This window comes from Kitasatospora sp. NPDC029367 (genome assembly GCF_055569135.1).
Genome location: NZ_JBVHYH010000005.1, coordinates 2,886 through 19,179, shown reverse-complemented (window position 1 = coordinate 19,179; position 16,294 = coordinate 2,886). Strand labels below are relative to the sequence as shown.

Below are 16,294 nucleotides of genomic sequence, written 5' to 3'. Positions count from 1 at the left end.
GTGGACGCTCATGGTCCCCCCTGTCGGGTGTGGACACCCCGCCTCTTGAACCTGGCCCTCTCGGCCCAGGAGCCCCTTGTGGTGCGCCTCCCCTCCCCCCCCTCCCCCCCACCGTTCCGTCCGTCTCCGTCCGTCCGCCCCCGACCAGCAGGGAGAACCCCGGTGAGCGAGGACCACTCCGCCTCCGCCGGCCCGTTCGCGGCCACCGACGCGCTGTCCGGCCACCCGCTGTTCGTCCGGCTGGCCCGGATCGGCCAGCGGCTGCGCGAGGCGGACCGCGCCCACCCGTGGGTGCTGGACGCCGCCGTGGTCGCGGTGGTGTTCCTGATGTTCGGCCTGCCCGACCTGTTCCCCGGCCACGGGGACGCCGGCCACGGGGACACCGGGCCGCACGAGCACCGGCTCAACCTGGTCCGGCTGCCGCTGCCGTGGACGCTGCTCCTCCAGGCCGGCCTGGTGCTGCCGCTGCTGTGGCGCCGCCGGCGGCCCACGGCGGCCTTCGCGGTGATCATGGCGGTGTTCGTCCTGCAGTGGTCGCTGGGCGTGGGCCTGCGCGCCGACGCGGCCCTGCTGGTGGCGCTCTACAGCCTGGCCCTGCACGGCCGGCTGCGGAACCTGGCCTGGTCCTGCCTGCTGATGGTCGGGGCGATGGCGCTGGCCGCGGTCGAGGTCTCGGGCGGTGGACTGCCGGTCGGGGACGCCCTGTTCTTCCTGGTCAGCGCCGCCACCGCGGGCGTCGCCCTGGGCATCGCGGTGCGGATCCGCCGCGCCCAGCTGGCCGGACTGCGCGAGCGGGCGGCCCGGCTGGAGATCGAGCGCGACCAGCGCAGCCGGCTGGCCACCGCCACCGAACGCACCCGGGTGGCCCGCGAGATGCACGACATCATCGGCCACAACCTGTCCGTGATCGTCACCCTGGCCGACGGCGGCGCCTACGCCGCCCAGACCTCCCCCGAGCGCGGCCGGGAGGCGCTGCAACTGATCGGCGAGACCAGCCGCCAGGCGCTAGGCGAGCTGCGCCGGATGCTCGGCGTGCTGCGCGACCAGGCCGACCAGGCCGCCGAGTTCAACCCCCAGCCCGGCATCGCCGACGTGGACGGCCTGTGCGCCCGGATCCGCGCCGCCGGACCGCAGGTGGTGTACACCGTCTCCGGCGACCCGGACCGGCTGGACCGCGGCGTCCAGCTGATGGCCTACCGGATCGTCCAGGAGGCCCTCACCAACACCCTCAAGCACGCCGGACCGGACACCCGGGCGCACGTCACCCTGACCGTCGACGCCACCCGGCTGCGGGTGCGCGTCCAGGACGCCGGCCCGCCCGGCGGCACCCGCCCGCCGGCGCGCCCGGACGGCGAGGGGCACGGCCTGGCTGGGATGCGCGAACGCGCGGCGCTGTACGGCGGGAGCGTCACGGCGGGCCCCGGCCCTGGGGCAGGATGGACCGTGGAGGCCGTACTGGACCTCACCCCCGACCCGACAGGCGGCCACCCGTGACCACCGTCCTCATCGTGGACGACCAGCCACTCCAGCGCTACGGCTTCCGGATGCTGCTGGAGAGCCAGCCCGACACCGAGGTGGTCGGCGAGGCCGCGCACGGCACCGAGGCCGTCCGGCTCACCGCCGACCTGCGGCCCGACGTCGTCCTGATGGACATCCGGATGCCCGGCATGGACGGCATCGAGGCCACCCGCCGGATCGTCGCCGGCGGCGGGCGCTCGCGGATCCTGGTCCTCACCACCTTCGACCTGGACGAGTACGCGCACGCCGCGCTGCGCGCCGGGGCCAGCGGCTTCCTGCTCAAGGACGCGCGGCCGGAGGAACTGCTCGCCGGGATCCGCGCCGTCGCCGAGGGCGACGCCGTGGTGGCCCCGGCGATCACCCGGCGGCTGCTCGACGCCTACGCCCACCACCTGCCGGTCCGCCCGGTCGGCGCCGCGCCCGTGGACGACCCGCGGCTGGAGGCGCTGACCGAGCGCGAGCGGGAGATCCTGGTGGCCATCGCCCAGGGCTGGACCAACAGCGAGATCGCCCAGCGGCTGGTGCTGGCCGAATCGACCGTCAAGACGCACGTCAGCCGGGTGCTGGCGAAGATCGGCGCCCGGGACCGGGTGCAGGCGGTGATCTTCGCCTACGACCGCGGGCTGACCCGGCCCAATCCGCCGATTGCGAACTGATCCGGTGGCGGCGGGCCCGGGGGCCCCGCCACCGGCTGCCGTGCTACGCCTGGCTGCTGCTGGGGGAGTCCTGCGCCGACCGGGCGGGGCGCGGCACGGAGCCCGGCAGGCCGTGGCCGGTGCGGTCGTCGGTGTGCCAGGACTGCGACTGAAAGGCGAGGAACACCGCCGTCCAGCGGTTCTCGGCCGGCAGGTGGATCAGCAGCGCGCCGTCCTGGTACACCCCGTCGTCCTTGCGGAACTGCCCGCTGTTGCCCTGGTTCATGTGGACGTCGTGCACGCCGTTGCCGGGCAGGAAGCCGAACACCTTGTCCGGGACGCCGGGTTCGGGCCCGAAGCGCTGGCCGAACACGTAGACGGCGGCGGTCCGGTCGGCGATCGCGCGCTGGACGTGGTCGTCGAGCAGATCGGCGAGGTCGTTGTGCGGGCCGGGGAGGTCCGGCGGCAGCGCGTGCATCGCCGAGTGGTCGAGGAGCTTGCCGCGGACGAAGTCCAGGCTCGCCGTGCCCGGCCGGGAGTCCAGCGCCGTCCAGCCGCTGCCGGCGGCCGGGAGCAGCTCGGTGACCGGGTGCCGGAAGTCCTCGTCGGCGAGGTAGAGCAGGTTCGAAGGGGCTTGCTGGGAGAGCACGTTGACGGCCGCGCGGTAGTCGGTGCCGGCGGCGTCGCGCAGGTGGATCTGGTAGTGCGGGGTGCCGGTGGCACCCTCGCGGCGCCGGTCGACGGCGGTGGCGGCGAGCACGCCGTAGTTGGCGATGGGCATGGGGCGGTTCCTCGGGTGGGGTCGGCCAGGAGCTCCTCCGTTATCGCCCACCGGCCGGGCGCGGCACCGGGGAATCGGCGATTGTTCACCTTCCGTCCCCCGGACGGGAACCCGCGGCCCCGAACGCCGAGGAGGGCTCCGAACAGAGGCGTCAGGCCGGGTCGACCGGTGCCGGGGCCGCTGCCTTCCGGGCGGGCCCGGCCCGGCCGCGCAGCACTCCTGGGAGGGAACGGATTCGTTCACTAACATTGGTCGTAGGCATGGTGAACAGGGGGTCCCCGGAAGGTGTGCAGCGATGTCCGCTGAAGTCCGAACCGCCGAGGGCGGCACCCCCGGAGCCGGAGCCGGAACTGGAGCCGGGGCGACCGGGGCCGGGGCGACCGGGGCCGGCGCCGGCAGCGCGCGCACGGCCGCGCCGGCCGCCGCGGTCCGTCGGCGCGGCGAGGCGCTGGAGAGCGCCATCTACGGGGCGGCCCTCCAGCAGCTCACCACCGACGGCTACGCCCGGTTGACCATGGAGGGCGTGGCCGCCGCCGCGCAGACCGGCAAGGCCGCCCTCTACCGGCGGTGGTCCTCCAAGGAGGAGCTGGTGATGGACGCGCTGCGGGCCGCCCTGCCGCCGGCCCGGCCGGCCCCGGACACCGGGAGCCTGCGCGGGGACCTCCTGGAGGTGGTGGCCGGGCTGCGCGCCGCGATGTTCAGCGAGCTGGGCGCCGCCGTCCGCGCCATCATGAGCGAGATCGACCACCAGCGCGCCCGGGTCTTCCTGGAGCTGGTGCAGGAGCGGGTGCTCGACCCCACCACCGCGCTGATCGCCGAGGTGCTCGACCGCGGCACCGCCCGGGGCGAGGTCCGCCCCGGGGCGGTCACCCCGCTGGTCACCGACGCGGTGCCGGCCCTGATGCTGTACCGGATCAAGCTGTGCGGCGGGGGCGCCGTGGAGCTGGACCCGGCGGAGATCGTCGACGAGGTGCTGCTGCCGATCGTCCGCCGGTGACTCCGGGCGGCCCCTCCGGGCGTCCGGAGCCACCGGGGCGCGGGTGTCAGGCCCCGCTGTGGCGCAGCATGTCCTCGCGCTCGACGACCTTGACGCGCTCGCGGTCCTCGGCCTGTCCGAGCTCCCGCTCGTGGGCGTCGAGCTGCTTCCAGCCGTCCCAGGTGGTGTAGCGGACCCCGCGGGCGCGCAGGTGCTCCTCGATCGCCGCCGGGTCGGGCTCGGTGGCGCCGGGCAGCCGGCCGGTGGCGTGGTCCTCCAGCAGGCAGGCGATGGTCTCGTTGGCGTCGCCCTTGGTGTGGCCGATCAGGCCGACCGGGCCGCGCTTGATCCAGCCGGTGACGTAGACGGCGGTGACGTGCGAGCCGTCGCCGTCCAGGACGCGGCCGGCCTGGTGCGGGACGGTGCCGGAGACCGGGTCGAAGGGCAGCTTGGGCAGCTCGTCGGAGTAGTAGCCGACGGCGCGGTAGACCGACTGGACGTCCCAGTCGGTGTGCCGGCCGGTGCCGCGCACGTTGCCGGTGCCGTCGAGCTCGGTGCGCTCGGTCCGCAGGCCGACGACCTTGCCGTCCTCGCCGAGGACCTCGACCGGGGACTCGAAGAAGTGCAGGTAGACCCGGTGGGGGCGGTCGCCGACGTCGCGGATCGCCCAGTTCTCGACGGTGGCGGCGACCAGGTCGACGTGCTTGACGGCGCGGCGCTCGGCGATCGAGCCCTCGTCGTACTCGATGTCCTCGGGGTTGACGATGACCTCGATGGTGGGCGAGTGGTCCAGCTCGCGCAGCTCCATCGGGCTGAACTTGGCCTGGGCCGGGCCGCGGCGGCCGAACACGTGGACCTCGACGGCGCGGTTGCCCTTGAGGCCCTCGTACACGTTCGGGGGGATCTCGGTGGGCAGCAGCTCGTCCGCGGTCTTGGCGAGGATCCGGGCGACGTCCAGGGCGACGTTGCCGACGCCGAGGACGGCGACCTTCTCGGCCTCCAGCGGCCAGGTGCGCGGCACGTCCGGGTGGCCGTCGTACCAGGAGACGAAGTCCGCGGCGCCGTAGGAGCCGTCCAGGTCGATGCCCGGCAGGTCGAGCGAGCGGTCGGCCATCGCGCCGGTGGAGAAGACCACGGCGTCGTAGTGGCGGTGCAGGTCGTCCAGGGTGAGGTCGGTCGGGTAGTCGACGTTGCCGAACAGACGGACCTGGGGCTTGTCGAGGACCTGGTGCAGGGCGGTGACGATGCCCTTGATCCGCGGGTGGTCGGGGGCCACGCCGTAGCGGATCAGGCCGAACGGGGCCGGCATCCGCTCGAACAGGTCGATCGAGACGCCGGGCGCCTTCGCGGCGTCGGACTTGAGCAGGGCGTCGGCGGCGTAGATCCCGGCGGGGCCGGCTCCGACGATGGCGACTCGGATCGAGCGGGTCATGCGGGTGAAACCTCCGGGCGGACGGAGCGGGCGGCCCAGGCCTAATGGTCTGGACCCTTGCAGCCAACCCGCTGGTCGCGCGGAGGTGTAGGCGGTGTCGATCTATGACCTCATAGAGCCGAGCTATGGCCGGCCCGGGAACTTTCCGGGCCGGCCGGACGTCAGCTGCCGTCGGCCGGGGCGGCGGGCTCGGCCTCGCGCGCCTGCGGCGGGACGGCCGGTGCGGGGGCCGTCGGGGCTCCGCCGGTGAGCCCGTTCGCGGAGGCCTCGAAGAACCGCAGCATCTCCACCGGGAACGGCAGCACCAGCGTCGAGTTCTTCTCCGCCGCCACCTCGACCACCGTCTGCAGCATGCGCAGTTGGAGGGCCGCCGGCGTCTCGGACATCCTGGCCGCCGCCTCGGCGAGCTTGGCGGCGGCCTGGAACTCGCCGTCCGCGGTGATGATACGGGCCCGGCGCTCCCGGTCCGCCTCGGCCTGGCGGGCCATCGAGCGCTTCATCGAGTCGGGCAGGCTGACGTCCTTGATCTCCACCCGGTCGATGTGCACGCCCCAGCCCGACGCCGGGCTCTCCAGCATGACCTCCAGGTCGTGGTGGAGGTGCTCCCGGCCGGACAGCAGGTCGTCCAGCTCGCTCTTGCCGATGATCGAGCGCAGCGAGGTCTGGGCGACCTGCAGCATGGCGAAGTTGTAGTTCTGCACGTCCACGGTGGCCCTGATCGGCTCGATCACGCGGAAGTACAGCACCGCGTCCACGCTCACCGACACGTTGTCCTTGGTGATGCCCTCCTGGGTGGGCACCGGCATGGTGATCACCTGGACGTTCACCTTGCGCATCTTGTCGAGCACCGGCACCAGCAGCGTCAGGCCCGGCTCGCGGACCGTCCCGCGCACCCGGCCGAGCCGGAACACCACACCGCGCTCGTACTGCTGGACCACCCGCACACCGGTCGTCAGCAAGAAGAGGACGACCACGGCGACGATCACGAGTGCTGCCACGCCAGTTCCACCTGCTCCCCGTCGCGGTGCGGCCGGGCCGGGTCCGGTGTGGCCCTGTCGCCGGGCGCTCGCCGCGCGCAGCACAGTATGCGCCCGGCCGGGCGGCACGGTAAGGGCCGTGCAGGGATCTTGACGGTGAGTTGACGATCCGCGGAAGTATCTGCGGCGGCATCTGCGGTGGTCTCTGCGGTGGCCGCGGCACCTGCGGCGGCGCCCGGTCGGCCGGCGCGGGTGGCTCAGGCGCGGAAGGCGTTCGCGTGCTCGCCCGTTGTTCCCGTTGTTCCCCGTTGTGCGAAACGGACTTGAGCCAGCGTCAGGGGGACGGTCGCAGGCGGCGGGTGGGCGATCAAGGTCGGGCCCCCGGCGCCCGCCGGTGGGGCACCCCGACACGCACGGGGCCCTGCCGTTCCTCGACTCGGGCTGGGCCGGACGCTTGGATGGATCCGGCCTGGTCACCGCCCGGACACCGGTCCGGGCACTCCCCTTGGCGAGCCGAGGAGCCACCACCGTGAACGACACCCCCGATCCCGACCCCACCGCAGTGGCCCGCCGGATCGCCGAGCGCCTCGGGCAACTCGGCCTCACCGAGGACGCCCTGGCCCAGCGGGCCGCGATGGCCCCGCAGTACCTGCGCCACCTGCTCGAAGCCGGCCCCACCTTCGACCCCGGCGGCTTCGTCCGGATCGCCGCCGTCCTCGGCACCAGCCGGGAGGAACTCGTGGCCGGCCGCGCGGACGCCCCGCCCGGCCACGAAGGGCCCGGCCCGCGGCCCCGCCTGCTCGACCTCACCGACGCCGAGTGCTGGGAGCTGGTCGGCACCCACGGGATCGGCCGGATCGCCCTGCCGGTGCGCCCGGGCCCGGCGGTCTACCCCGTCAACTACGTGGTCGACCAGGCCTCCTTCGCCTACCGCACCGGCGAACGCACCGCCACCGCCCCGGACCCGGGGGCACAGGTGTCCTTCCAGGTCGACCGCATCGACGAGTACCTGGGGCGCGGCTGGAGCGTGCTCGCCCTCGGCACGGCGGAGTACGTCGACGACCCGGCGGAGCTGCACCGCCTGGACGGCCTGCCGGGGGCGGCCCCCTGGGCCGGCGGCGACCGGCCCCGCTGGGTCCGGATCCGCCCGGCCGAGATCAGCGGCCGACGGCTCGTCACCGGTTGAGCGCCGCGCCCGCCCGCCTGTTCGGCAAGTTCCGTATCGGCGAGGCGAGTTGGCGGCCGGTCCGCGGTGGGCGGCCGTGGTGGGCGGCCCTGCTGGGCGGCCGCTGAGCGCTGGGGGATACTCCTCGGATGGACGCGACCGCGAGGGACACCTGGACCAACACCACCCACGACTGGGCGGCCGTCGTGGACGCCGACCACCTCGCCGGGATCCGCGCGGGCGCGGCCGGACTGGCGCCGGGCGGGGTGGCGCACCTCGTGCTGGAGGTGCTCGCCTACCCGGGCGACGAGGCGGCCGCGCGCGGCGGCGGCCGGTGCGTGGTCACCCTGCACGCCGACGGCGCGGTCTCGGTCCGCGACGACGGGCGGGGCACCGACACCCGGGTCGACGAGCACGGCGAGGTGGTCAAGAAGCCGGTCATGGCGACCAAGGACCTGCGCTTCTTCGACGACCCCGGGGCGGAGCTGCTCCCGGACGGGCATCCGCGCCGGGGCATGTCCGTGGTCGCGGCGCTCAGCACCCGGCTGCTGCACACCAACCGCCGGCTCAACGGCGCCTGGACGCAGCGCTATGAGCACGGCCTCCCGGTCACCGGCCTCGACCCGATCGAGCCCGACGGCACCACCGGCACCTGCGTGACCTTCCACCCGGACGCCGCGTTGCTCCCGCAGGACACCCTCGACGCGGAGCGGCTGGCCCGGTGGGCGGCGCACTGGCCGGCCCTGGAGGTCACGGTCGAGTACGGCCCGGCGGCGCCCGACGGGCCGGCGGGCAGCCCGGACGGCGAGGCTGCGGCCGCGTCCCGGGGCGGCGGCCGGAGTGCCGAGGCCGCCTTGTAGCGAGCCGTAGCTGCGGCTACGCTCACCGCCATGAAGCAGCTGAACGTCCGACTGGACGACGCCGTGCACGAGGCCCTGGAGCAGCGCGCGGAGGCCGCCGGGATGAGCCTGCCCGACTACGCGCGCAAGGTGCTGGCGGAGGAGGCGGACGAGCGGCGCGAGCGCTTCCTGACCGCCGCCGCCCACTTCGCGCAGGCCTGGGGGCCCGCGTTCGAGGAGGAGTTCGGGCCGTACCCGCACAGCACCCGCGACGCCACGGCGGACGCCGCGTGATCCTGCGGATCGACCGGGTCTGGCTGCTCGACATCGCGCACCAGTTCCTGCCGAGCGACCCGGACGTCACCGACTACGGCACCCTGGCCGCGGCCGTGGCCCGGCACGCCGACGAGGTGATGGAGGTGCCGGTCTACGGCGCCGTGCACCAGCGCGCGGCCGCCCTGATGCACCAGCTGATCCGGGTCCCGGCCCTGGAGTCCGCCAACGAGCACTTCGCCGCCGTGGTCGCCGCCTCCTACCTGAGCGCCTCCGGCGTCATCGTCACGGCCGACTCCAAGCAGGCCGTCGAGCTGGCCGCCCGGATCCGCGCCGGGAACGCCGACGTCCGGGAGACCGCGGCCGCGATCCGCACCTGGTTCCACTGAGCCCGGGGGAGTGGGGCGGGCGCTGCCGCCGGATTTCGACGGCGAATGACCGATTTGGGATCACGGTTCGGTGACCTTCCGTCCGTTGGCGCCTCCATGGCCCGTTCCTGGTGTTCGAGGGGCGATAGGTTTCGCCAGCCCACTTTCTTGATCACCACGGGGGATCCACCATTTCCGCTCAGTCTGCCGAGCTGCCCGACGCCGCTGCGCCCGTTGCGCCCGTTGCGCCCGCTGTGCCTGCTGCGCCCGCCGCACCCGCCGAGAGCGCCGTGCCCGCCGAGAGTGCGGGTTACGGCGAGGGGCAGCTCACCTGCACCGTCTGCGGCTCCGTCCCGGCCGTGGACGCCACGATCCGCGGGCACCAGGGCTTCATCGTCGTCCTGCGCTACCTCAAGCGCCGGGGCCCGTACTGCCGCGACTGCGGCATCGCCACGCACCGGGAGATGACCTCCGACAGCCTCTGGCAGGGCTGGTGGGGCATCCCGTCGATGATCATCAACCCGATCGTCATGCTGTTCAACATCCCGCAGCGCTCGAAGATCAACAAGCTCGCGGAGCCGCTGCCCGGTGCCCCCGGCACGCCGATGGACCCGGGCAAGCCGGTCTACCTGCGGCCCGCGATCGTCGGCGTGCTCATCCCCGCCGTCCTGATCGCGCTGCTCTTCGTGCTGTTGAAGGACGACCCCGAGTTCGCCAAGGCCGGCGACTGCGTCCACAACAGCAGCGTGCTCGCCATGTCCGGCCTGAACGACGACAACCCGGACCTCAAGGTGGTCCCCTGCTCCGACCCGCAGGCCGACGCCCGCGTCGTCGGTCGGGCGGACAACTCCACCGACGGCGAGACGGAGTGCCGGAAGTACCCCGACGCCGACAGCTACTTCACCTACAAGCGGGGCAGCGACAAGTACCTGCTGTGCCTCCAGAGCCTCAAGCCGAGGCCGAAGCTGACCTTCGCCCCGTAGCCCACGCCCTGGTTCACTCCGCACCGCCGCTCTCCCACCGGCCCCGGCCCGTGGGAGAGCGGCGGTGCGTGCTCTGGCGTCGCGGGCCTGGCCTGATCCACAAGACACGACCTAGCCGCAGGGGCGGTCGTAGGGGGTGCCGGGGAAGTACTGCTTCCACTGGTCCGGGGTGATGGTGGCGCCCGCGAGGTCGCAGAGGTGGCGGGTGAGGTGGTCGATGTCGGGGTCGAGGAGGGTGACCCGGGCCGGGTCGTCGTCTCCTGAGGCTTCGGCGATCAGGAGGCTCCTCCCGTCGGGGCTGAACCCGATGGCGTGGACGTAGTGCTTGGGGTTCTGCACGGCGATCTCGGTCGGGGCGTGCGGGTCGCTGACCTGCCAGAGGTGGATCTGCCCGCCGTTCTCGAGGGTCGAGCGCTCGGCCAGGGCCCTGCTGATGAGCAGCCGGTTGTCCGGGCTGAACTGGAGGTTGAACTGCTTCTGGGCGACGAGGGAGCCGGCCGGCTGCGGGTGGTGGATGTCGGTGACGTCCCACAGGTCGACGGTGTTGTCGTTCGACACCGCGAGGGTGCGCCCGTCGTGGCTGAGGGCGAAGTCGGTGACGGGACCTTCGGGGAGTGCCCCGCGGTCGGGGTGCTGGGGGTCGCCGAGGTCCCAGAGCTGGATGGTCTTGGGGTTGGAGCCGGGGATCCTGGCCAGGGCGATCACGAGCAGGTTCTGGGCCTCGTCCTCCAGGACCATGTTGGTGCCGAGGTCGATCGGTGCGGCGGCCGCCGGATGCGCGGGGTCGCCGAGGTCCCAGACGCTGATCCGGTGGCTGTCCCTCCGGTCCAGGGAGACCAGCTTCCGGTTGACGAGGTGGAGCCCGCCGGGAGGCTGGGGGGACGGGATGCTGGAGAGCTCCTTCGGGGCGCTCGCGTCGGAGGCGTCCCACACGTGGATCCGGCCGTCGCGGCCGTTGGCCACGACCAGTCCGTTCCGGGTGTCCAGGTCCGTCATGAAGTCGAGGTACTCACCGGTGTGGTCCAGGGGCTCGGAGAGCGCGTTGAGGGTGCCGCCCCGACGAGGGTGGTCCGGATCGGAGACGTCCCAGAGCCGGGGGAGCTCGGTGTCGCTGTACGTGAGCAGGGTGCGGTCGTCGACGGCGCGGACCGTTCCCCCGTTCAGGCCCGTCAACGTCCCGGCCGGCCGGGCGTCGTAAGGGCCGTCGGTCCGCCACAGGCGGTACTGCTGGGCGCCGTCGGCGGTTCGCCCGGGCGGTGGGTCGACGGCCCAGGCGAGGGCGCGGTTGTCCCGGGTGAAGTTCCCGTAGGCGCCCGTGTCGGACAGTACGGTGGCCGGTGCCGGGTGCCAGCGCCGGAGTGTCGTGCCGGCGCTGAGCAGGGACGCACCACTGTCGTCGAGCGCGACCGCGTAGACGGCTTCCGAGGTGGGGTAGTCGACGACGCGGACCGGGGAGTGCGGGTCGCGGACGTCCACGGTCTCGGCGTGGCCGGTGAAGTACTCGTCCGAACGGGAGGCCCCGAACGCCAGGGTCCGGCCGTCCGGGGAGAAGGCCAGGGCGGCCACGGTCTGGATGGAGTCGATCGCCACCGGGGCCGAGGTGGCGTAGGAGGCCTGGTTGACGGGGGCGGGTTTGGCCGGGTCGGTGGTGTCCCACAGGCGAACGCCGCGGCCGTTCGCGCCGAGGGCCAGCAGCGGTGCCCGGGGGCTGAACGCCAGGCCGAGCCCGTGGCTGTCGGCGATGCTGCCGGTGAGCGCGGGGTGGGACGGGTCGGCGACGTTCCACAGTTGGACCGTGGTCGAGTCCTCGGACTCGGCGTGCAGGAGGGCGAGCAGCCGCCCGTCCGAGCTGAACGCGCCGGACTGCTGGGTAGCGGTGGCGGTGGGCAGGGCGCCGGCCCGGAGGGGACGACGGGGGTCGGTGAGGTCCCAGAGCGAGGAGCCGGCCTTGCCGAGGACGGTCAGCCGGTGCCCGTCCGGGCTGAGGGCGAGCGCGCCGGAGGTGTCGGGCAGGAGCGCGAGGGCCTCCGGGCGGGTGGGGTCCGTCACGTTCCACAGGCGTACTGACGTGTCCGTGTCCTGGGCAGCGAGCAGTCGGCCGTCCGGGCTGAGCGCGAGGCCCGGACGGTCGCTGCCGGTCCGGATGGTCGAGAGGGCTTTCGTCTCCCGGGGGTCCGAGAGGTCCCAGAGCCGGACGCTCCGGTCACTGCCGGTGCTGGCCAGCAGGTGCCGTTCGGCACTGTGGGCGAGGTTCCGGGCGGCGCCGGTGTGCTCCGCGACCGGGGTGTAGTACGGCGCCAGCGCCGAGTCCAACAGGCTGCCGCGCGCTTCCGGGGTGTCCGCGATGTGCCGTGCGGACAGGGCGAGTTGGAGCGCCATGGTCGGATCGGTGGTCCGGATCTTCCCGGCGGCCTGGGCACCCACCTTGGAGGCGAGGAGGTCCCGCTGCTCGTTGGCGACCCGGTTCTGCCAGGCCGCCGCGCCGACCCCGGCGACCGCCACCAGCAGCAGCACGGCCAGGACTCCGGCCAGGGCGCGCAGCCGGGTGGTGCGGCGGCGTTCGGCGCGGCGTTCGGCGGCCTGCCGGGCCTGGCCGGCGGCGACGAACTCGCGCGCCACCGGGGTGGTGCCGTGCCGCTGCGCCGACTCCTCGATCCACTGGACGGCGGCGGCCAGCCGGACGCCCCGGTACAGGGCCCCTTCGTCGCGCCCGTCCCGCTCCCAGGCGTCCGCCGCGTCGTGCAGCCGCTGGCGCAGCAGCAGACCGGCCCGGTCGTGCTCGATCCAGTCCCGTAGCTGCTGCCAGGCGCGCAGCACCGCCTCGTGGGCGAGTTCGGCGTGGCCGTCGTCGGCGACGACCAGCCGGGCGCCGACGAGCGCCTGGAGCGCGGCCTGCGCGGCCGGGTCCGTGTCGAGGCCGAGCTCGGCGAGCGGGACCCCGGCGGCGGGTGTCCTCGGCGCCGTCGACCACGTGCACCATGCGCAGCAGGAGCTGCCGGGCGGCCCGCCGCCCGTCGGCGTCCAGCGTGTCGTAGGTGGCCTGTGCGGTCTGGGCGACCGCGCCCCAGATGCCGCCCGAGGCCTGGTAGCCCGCCATGGTCAGCACCCGGCCCGCGCGCTTCTGCCAGGTGGCCAGCAGAGCGTAGGAGAGCAGGGGCAGCGCGGCCCCGGGCCCGCGCGGGCGGTCGCCGCCGGTGCGCAGGTCGCGCAGCAGCAGGTCGACCAGGCCGGGCTCCAGGCTCAGTCCGGCGAGCAGCGCGGGCTTCTCGACGGCGTCGCGCAGTTCGCCGGTCCGCATCGGGCCGACCAGGACCTGGCCGTCCTGCAGTGCCTCCGCCAGCGCCGGGTGGGCCGCGCAGTGGCCGTAGAAGTCGGCGCGCAGCCCCAGCAGCACCACCGCCCGGGGGAGCGCTTCGGGCTCCGCGCCCCGGGCGCAGGAGGCGGCCAGGGCGGCGACGAAGACCTCCCGTTCCCGCTCGTCGGTGCAGGCGGTGAACAGCTCCTCGAACTGGTCCACCAGCAGGACGGGCCGGGTCCCGTCGGTGGGCAGCCGGGCGAGCACCGCCTCCGGCGCGGCCATCAGCTCGGCCCGGATCGTCTCGGGATCGGCGTGCCGGGGCCCGCCCGGTTCGGTCAGCCCGGCCAGGGCGTGGGCGAGCCGTGTCACCGGGTGCTCGCCCGGGGTCAGCACCAGGCGCGGCCAGCGCCAGGCCTGGAGCTCCCCGGGCAGCCCGAGGTCGAGCGCGGGCAGCAGCCCGGCCCGCAGCAGCGAGGACTTCCCGGCGCCGGACGGGCCGACCACCACGAGCGGTCCACCCCCGACGAGCCGCGCGGCCACGCGGGAGACCAGCTTCGCGGTCAGCTCCTCGCGGCCGAAGAAGTACGGGGCGTCCTCCGCGCCGTACGCGGCCAGGCCCCGGTACGGGCAGGCGCCGGGGAGGGGATCGGGCGAGCCGGGACCGGCCGGCGGTTCGTAGGCCGGATTGGGGGCCAGGACGAGTTCGCCGGCCCGCCCCTCGGCCTGGCGGCGCGGCGCCGGGAAGCCCCGGTCGCGGAGCGTGCGGGACAGCGCCCGGTGGACGTCGTCCAGGGTCAGCTGCGGCGGGCCGGTCGGGTCGCCCTCGCGCAGCAGGCGCAGCAGCTCGCCGCTGAACGCGGTGTACGCCGCGCCGGGCGGGGCGAGGGCGAGCTCCTCCGGGGCGGCCGAGGCCAGGACGAAGCCGCCGCCGGGGTGGGTGGCCTCGAAGGCGCGGCCCGCCCGGCCGACGGGCGCGGCCCGGCCGGAGAAGCAGCAGTCCAGGACCAGCACGACCGAGCGGGCCCGGGAGCCGGCCAGCGTCCGGCGCAGGGTGGCGTAGCGCAGCCCCTTGTAGGCGAGGCCGCGGGTGAGGTGGTCGGTGACGCGGGTCGCCAGGTACAGCTCGTTGTCGTCGTCGACCAGGCCGTGGCCGACGTAGTACACGAGCAGCACGGAGTCCGCCGATTCCGCTGCGGCGGTGAGCGCCTCGCCGAGCACGACCGGGTCCTCCGGGTCGAGCACGGTCCGGACGTGCTCGGGGGCGAGGCCGCAGTGGTCGACCAGCGCCCGCTCGACGGCGCGCACGGTGGCGGCCGCGGCCGGGACGTCGGGGAGGACGGAACCGGGGAGGTGGGTGCCGGTCCCGATGACCAGGGCCCGGGCGCCGGGGAGGCCCAGGGGCAGCCTGGTGCCGCTCATCGCCGGGGCGCTCATCAGTGGGTCACTTACTCATCGACTTGTCGTTCAACGGCGGGACGCTCGTCGCTTCGTCGTTCGACGGCGGGAGGCTCGTCGCCGTCCGGGGGCAGGGCGGTCGGCCCGGGGCGCTCGGCCAGCGACGCGCCCACCTCGCGGACGAGGGCGGCGACGCCGTCCGCGTCGAGGCCGTGCACCGCCGTCGCCCGCAGTTCGACCGAGCTGCCGTCCGCGCGGGTCACCTGGACCACCGTCTCGCCGGCCCGGCGCCGGATCCACGCGATCAGCGCGCTGGTCAGGCCGGACACCGCCCCGCCGGCGCCGACGGCGACGGTGAGCACGTCGGCGAGGGTGCCCAGCGAGCCGGGCTGCGGCGGCGCGGCCTCCAGTTCGACCCGGCCGCGCAACTCCTCCTCCGCCCGCAGCCAGGCGAGCAGGGAGGTGGTGGCGCCTCGGTCGGCGTCGGTGACACGGATTCGGAGCGGATCGGCCACGGTCCCCCCAGGGGTCAACGGTGCACGCTGTGTTGACCTAGCGTCACAACAATGAGCGGTCCCGGTCAAACCCCGTGGTCGGGGGCCCGCCGCGCTTGTTCGTGGGACTCCATTGGCCCGAACGGGTGAGAGGCGGGTGAGAAGCGTGCGGGGGACGGGTGGAGTGTCGGGTGGCGGATCCCCGGAGGGGACGCGAGGGTGACTGGCGGGGGACCTCACGAGGAAGAGGAAAGAGCGAGCATGCCCGAAGTCACCACCCCGTACGTGACCGGCACCCCGTGCTGGGTCGATCTGATGGCGAAGGACCAGCAGGCCGCGCTGGACTTCTACCGCGACCTCTTCGGCTGGCAGGGGCAGCCCGGCCCGGCCGAGTTCGGCGGCTACGCCGTCTGCGAGCTCAACGGCAAGGCGGCGGCCGGCATCGGCCCGGCGATGGCCCCCGAGGGCATGCCGGAGCCGCCCACCGTGTGGACCAGCTACCTGGCCACCACCGACGCCCAGGCCACCCAGGACGCCATCGTCGGGGCGGGCGGCACCCTGGTGGCCCCGGTGATGGACGTCGGCCCGCTGGGCCGGATGCTGATCGCCGCCGACCCGCAGGGCGCGGTGTTCGGCGTCTGGCAGCCGGGCGAGTTCCCCGGCGCCAAGGTGGTCAACGAGCCCGGCGCGCTGACCTGGAACGAGCTGCACACCAGCGACGTGCCCGGCGCCACCGCTTTCTACGGCGAGGCCTTCGGCATCGAGATCGAGCCGGCGGAGGGCAACGACCAGTACTGGGAGCAGAAGGTCGGCGGCCGCTCCGTCGGCGGGGTCTCGCTGCTCGCCAACGACCCGCCCGGCACCCCCGCGCACTGGCTGACCTACTTCGCGGTCGACGACGTGGACTCCTGCGCCGACGCCGTGGTCAAGCGCGCCGGCACCGTCCTGGTCCCGCCCTTCGACATGGTGGCCGGCCGGATGACGGTGGTCTCCGACCCGCAGGGCGCGATCTTCTCGATGATCAGGCTCGCCCCGAGGTAGCCACCCCGGCCCTGTCTGCGGCCCGGCGCGAAAACACGGTCGCCGCGGGGGGGGGGGGGGGGTCGAGCGTGGGGGGGGACAGGGAGGAAGGACAACGCGGGGGCCAAAGGGACAGTAGG

The 16,294-nt window shown here is 74.4% G+C and carries 14 protein-coding genes and 2 pseudogenes; 9 read left to right on the top strand and 7 right to left on the bottom strand.

Annotated elements, in window-relative coordinates; translation table 11 throughout:
* The first annotated feature begins 162 nt into the window (after positions 1-162).
* Positions 163-1,494: a sensor histidine kinase gene (locus tag ACZ4W5_RS04870; protein WP_465652861.1), complete on the top strand. Its 1,332-nt coding sequence runs from the start codon at positions 163-165 to the stop codon at positions 1,492-1,494.
* Positions 1,491-2,174 (top strand): response regulator, encoded by a 684-nt coding sequence (locus tag ACZ4W5_RS04865; protein ID WP_402490101.1) that lies wholly within the window; start codon positions 1,491-1,493, stop codon positions 2,172-2,174. The genes ACZ4W5_RS04870 and ACZ4W5_RS04865 overlap by 4 nt, the downstream gene beginning before the upstream one ends.
* A 43-nt stretch (positions 2,175-2,217) precedes the next feature.
* On the opposite strand, the gene ACZ4W5_RS04860 is transcribed toward ACZ4W5_RS04865, so the two are convergent.
* Positions 2,218-2,934, bottom strand: a complete 717-nt coding sequence (locus ACZ4W5_RS04860; RefSeq protein ID WP_465652858.1) for a DUF2278 family protein — start codon at positions 2,932-2,934, stop codon at positions 2,218-2,220.
* Between the two features lie 295 nt (positions 2,935-3,229).
* On the opposite strand from ACZ4W5_RS04860, the gene ACZ4W5_RS04855 reads away from it, so the two are divergent.
* Complete coding sequence (locus ACZ4W5_RS04855; RefSeq protein ID WP_465652856.1) at positions 3,230-3,931, top strand: TetR-like C-terminal domain-containing protein; 702 nt, start codon at positions 3,230-3,232, stop codon at positions 3,929-3,931.
* 46 nt (positions 3,932-3,977) lie between these two features.
* Here the strand turns inward: ACZ4W5_RS04855 and ACZ4W5_RS04850 are convergent, their stop codons facing one another.
* Positions 3,978-5,342: an FAD-dependent oxidoreductase gene (locus ACZ4W5_RS04850; protein WP_465652854.1), complete on the bottom strand. Its 1,365-nt coding sequence runs from the start codon at positions 5,340-5,342 to the stop codon at positions 3,978-3,980.
* 161 nt (positions 5,343-5,503) lie between these two features.
* Entirely contained in the window at positions 5,504-6,340 is an 837-nt protein-coding gene (locus ACZ4W5_RS04845) for a slipin family protein (RefSeq protein WP_360231417.1), read from the bottom strand.
* 508 nt (positions 6,341-6,848) lie between these two features.
* Here ACZ4W5_RS04845 and ACZ4W5_RS04840 point away from each other — a divergent pair.
* From ACZ4W5_RS04840 to ACZ4W5_RS04820, 5 genes are all read left to right on the top strand, one after another.
* A complete protein-coding gene (locus tag ACZ4W5_RS04840; protein WP_360231414.1) occupies positions 6,849-7,505 on the top strand; it encodes a helix-turn-helix domain-containing protein in 657 nt (218 codons plus the stop codon).
* Positions 7,506-7,633: 128 nt separating this feature from the next.
* Positions 7,634-8,344 (top strand): ATP-binding protein, encoded by a 711-nt coding sequence (locus ACZ4W5_RS04835; RefSeq protein ID WP_465652851.1) that lies wholly within the window; start codon positions 7,634-7,636, stop codon positions 8,342-8,344.
* Between the two features lie 30 nt (positions 8,345-8,374).
* Complete coding sequence (locus ACZ4W5_RS04830) at positions 8,375-8,617, top strand: plasmid mobilization protein (protein WP_465652849.1); 243 nt, start codon at positions 8,375-8,377, stop codon at positions 8,615-8,617.
* The gene (locus ACZ4W5_RS04825) at positions 8,614-8,985 is read left to right on the top strand and encodes a fic family toxin-antitoxin system, toxin component (protein ID WP_360231408.1); all 372 of its coding nucleotides are present in this window, start codon (positions 8,614-8,616) and stop codon (positions 8,983-8,985) included. Before ACZ4W5_RS04830 ends, ACZ4W5_RS04825 begins: the two co-directional genes overlap by 4 nt.
* Before the next feature lie 233 nt (positions 8,986-9,218).
* Positions 9,219-9,947, top strand: a complete 729-nt coding sequence (locus ACZ4W5_RS04820; protein ID WP_465652847.1) for an LppU/SCO3897 family protein — start codon at positions 9,219-9,221, stop codon at positions 9,945-9,947.
* Positions 9,948-10,058: 111 nt separating this feature from the next.
* On the opposite strand, the gene ACZ4W5_RS04815 is transcribed toward ACZ4W5_RS04820, so the two are convergent.
* The 4 genes and pseudogenes from ACZ4W5_RS04815 to ACZ4W5_RS04800 all read right to left on the bottom strand — a co-directional run bounded on the left by ACZ4W5_RS04815 (position 10,059) and on the right by ACZ4W5_RS04800 (position 15,155).
* Positions 10,059-12,326 (bottom strand): WD40 repeat domain-containing protein, encoded by a 2,268-nt coding sequence (locus tag ACZ4W5_RS04815; RefSeq protein ID WP_465653049.1) that lies wholly within the window; start codon positions 12,324-12,326, stop codon positions 10,059-10,061.
* Positions 12,327-12,707: 381 nt separating this feature from the next.
* A pseudogene (locus ACZ4W5_RS04810) lies at positions 12,708-12,824 on the bottom strand (nSTAND1 domain-containing NTPase); the annotation flags it as partial.
* A gap of 73 nt (positions 12,825-12,897) precedes the next feature.
* A pseudogene (locus ACZ4W5_RS04805) lies at positions 12,898-14,664 on the bottom strand (caspase family protein); the annotation flags it as partial.
* 26 nt (positions 14,665-14,690) lie between these two features.
* Complete coding sequence (locus ACZ4W5_RS04800) at positions 14,691-15,155, bottom strand: effector-associated constant component EACC1 (protein WP_465652846.1); 465 nt, start codon at positions 15,153-15,155, stop codon at positions 14,691-14,693.
* Between the two features lie 240 nt (positions 15,156-15,395).
* Here ACZ4W5_RS04800 and ACZ4W5_RS04795 point away from each other — a divergent pair, with 240 nt between their 5' ends.
* Positions 15,396-16,175 (top strand): VOC family protein, encoded by a 780-nt coding sequence (locus ACZ4W5_RS04795; RefSeq protein ID WP_360231396.1) that lies wholly within the window; start codon positions 15,396-15,398, stop codon positions 16,173-16,175.
* Positions 16,176-16,294: the final 119 nt, after the last annotated feature.

Coding starts and splice junctions, on each gene's coding strand:
- ACZ4W5_RS04860 (WP_465652858.1), bottom strand. CDS start 2,934: ATGCCCATCGCCAACTACGGCGTGCTCGCCGCCACCGCCGTCGACCGG.
- ACZ4W5_RS04855 (WP_465652856.1), top strand. CDS start 3,230: ATGTCCGCTGAAGTCCGAACCGCCGAGGGCGGCACCCCCGGAGCCGGA.
- ACZ4W5_RS04850 (WP_465652854.1), bottom strand. CDS start 5,342: ATGACCCGCTCGATCCGAGTCGCCATCGTCGGAGCCGGCCCCGCCGGG.
- ACZ4W5_RS04835 (WP_465652851.1), top strand. CDS start 7,634: ATGGACGCGACCGCGAGGGACACCTGGACCAACACCACCCACGACTGG.
- ACZ4W5_RS04830 (WP_465652849.1), top strand. CDS start 8,375: ATGAAGCAGCTGAACGTCCGACTGGACGACGCCGTGCACGAGGCCCTG.
- ACZ4W5_RS04815 (WP_465653049.1), bottom strand. CDS start 12,326: ATGGCGCTCCAACTCGCCCTGTCCGCACGGCACATCGCGGACACCCCG.
- ACZ4W5_RS04795 (WP_360231396.1), top strand. CDS start 15,396: ATGCCCGAAGTCACCACCCCGTACGTGACCGGCACCCCGTGCTGGGTC.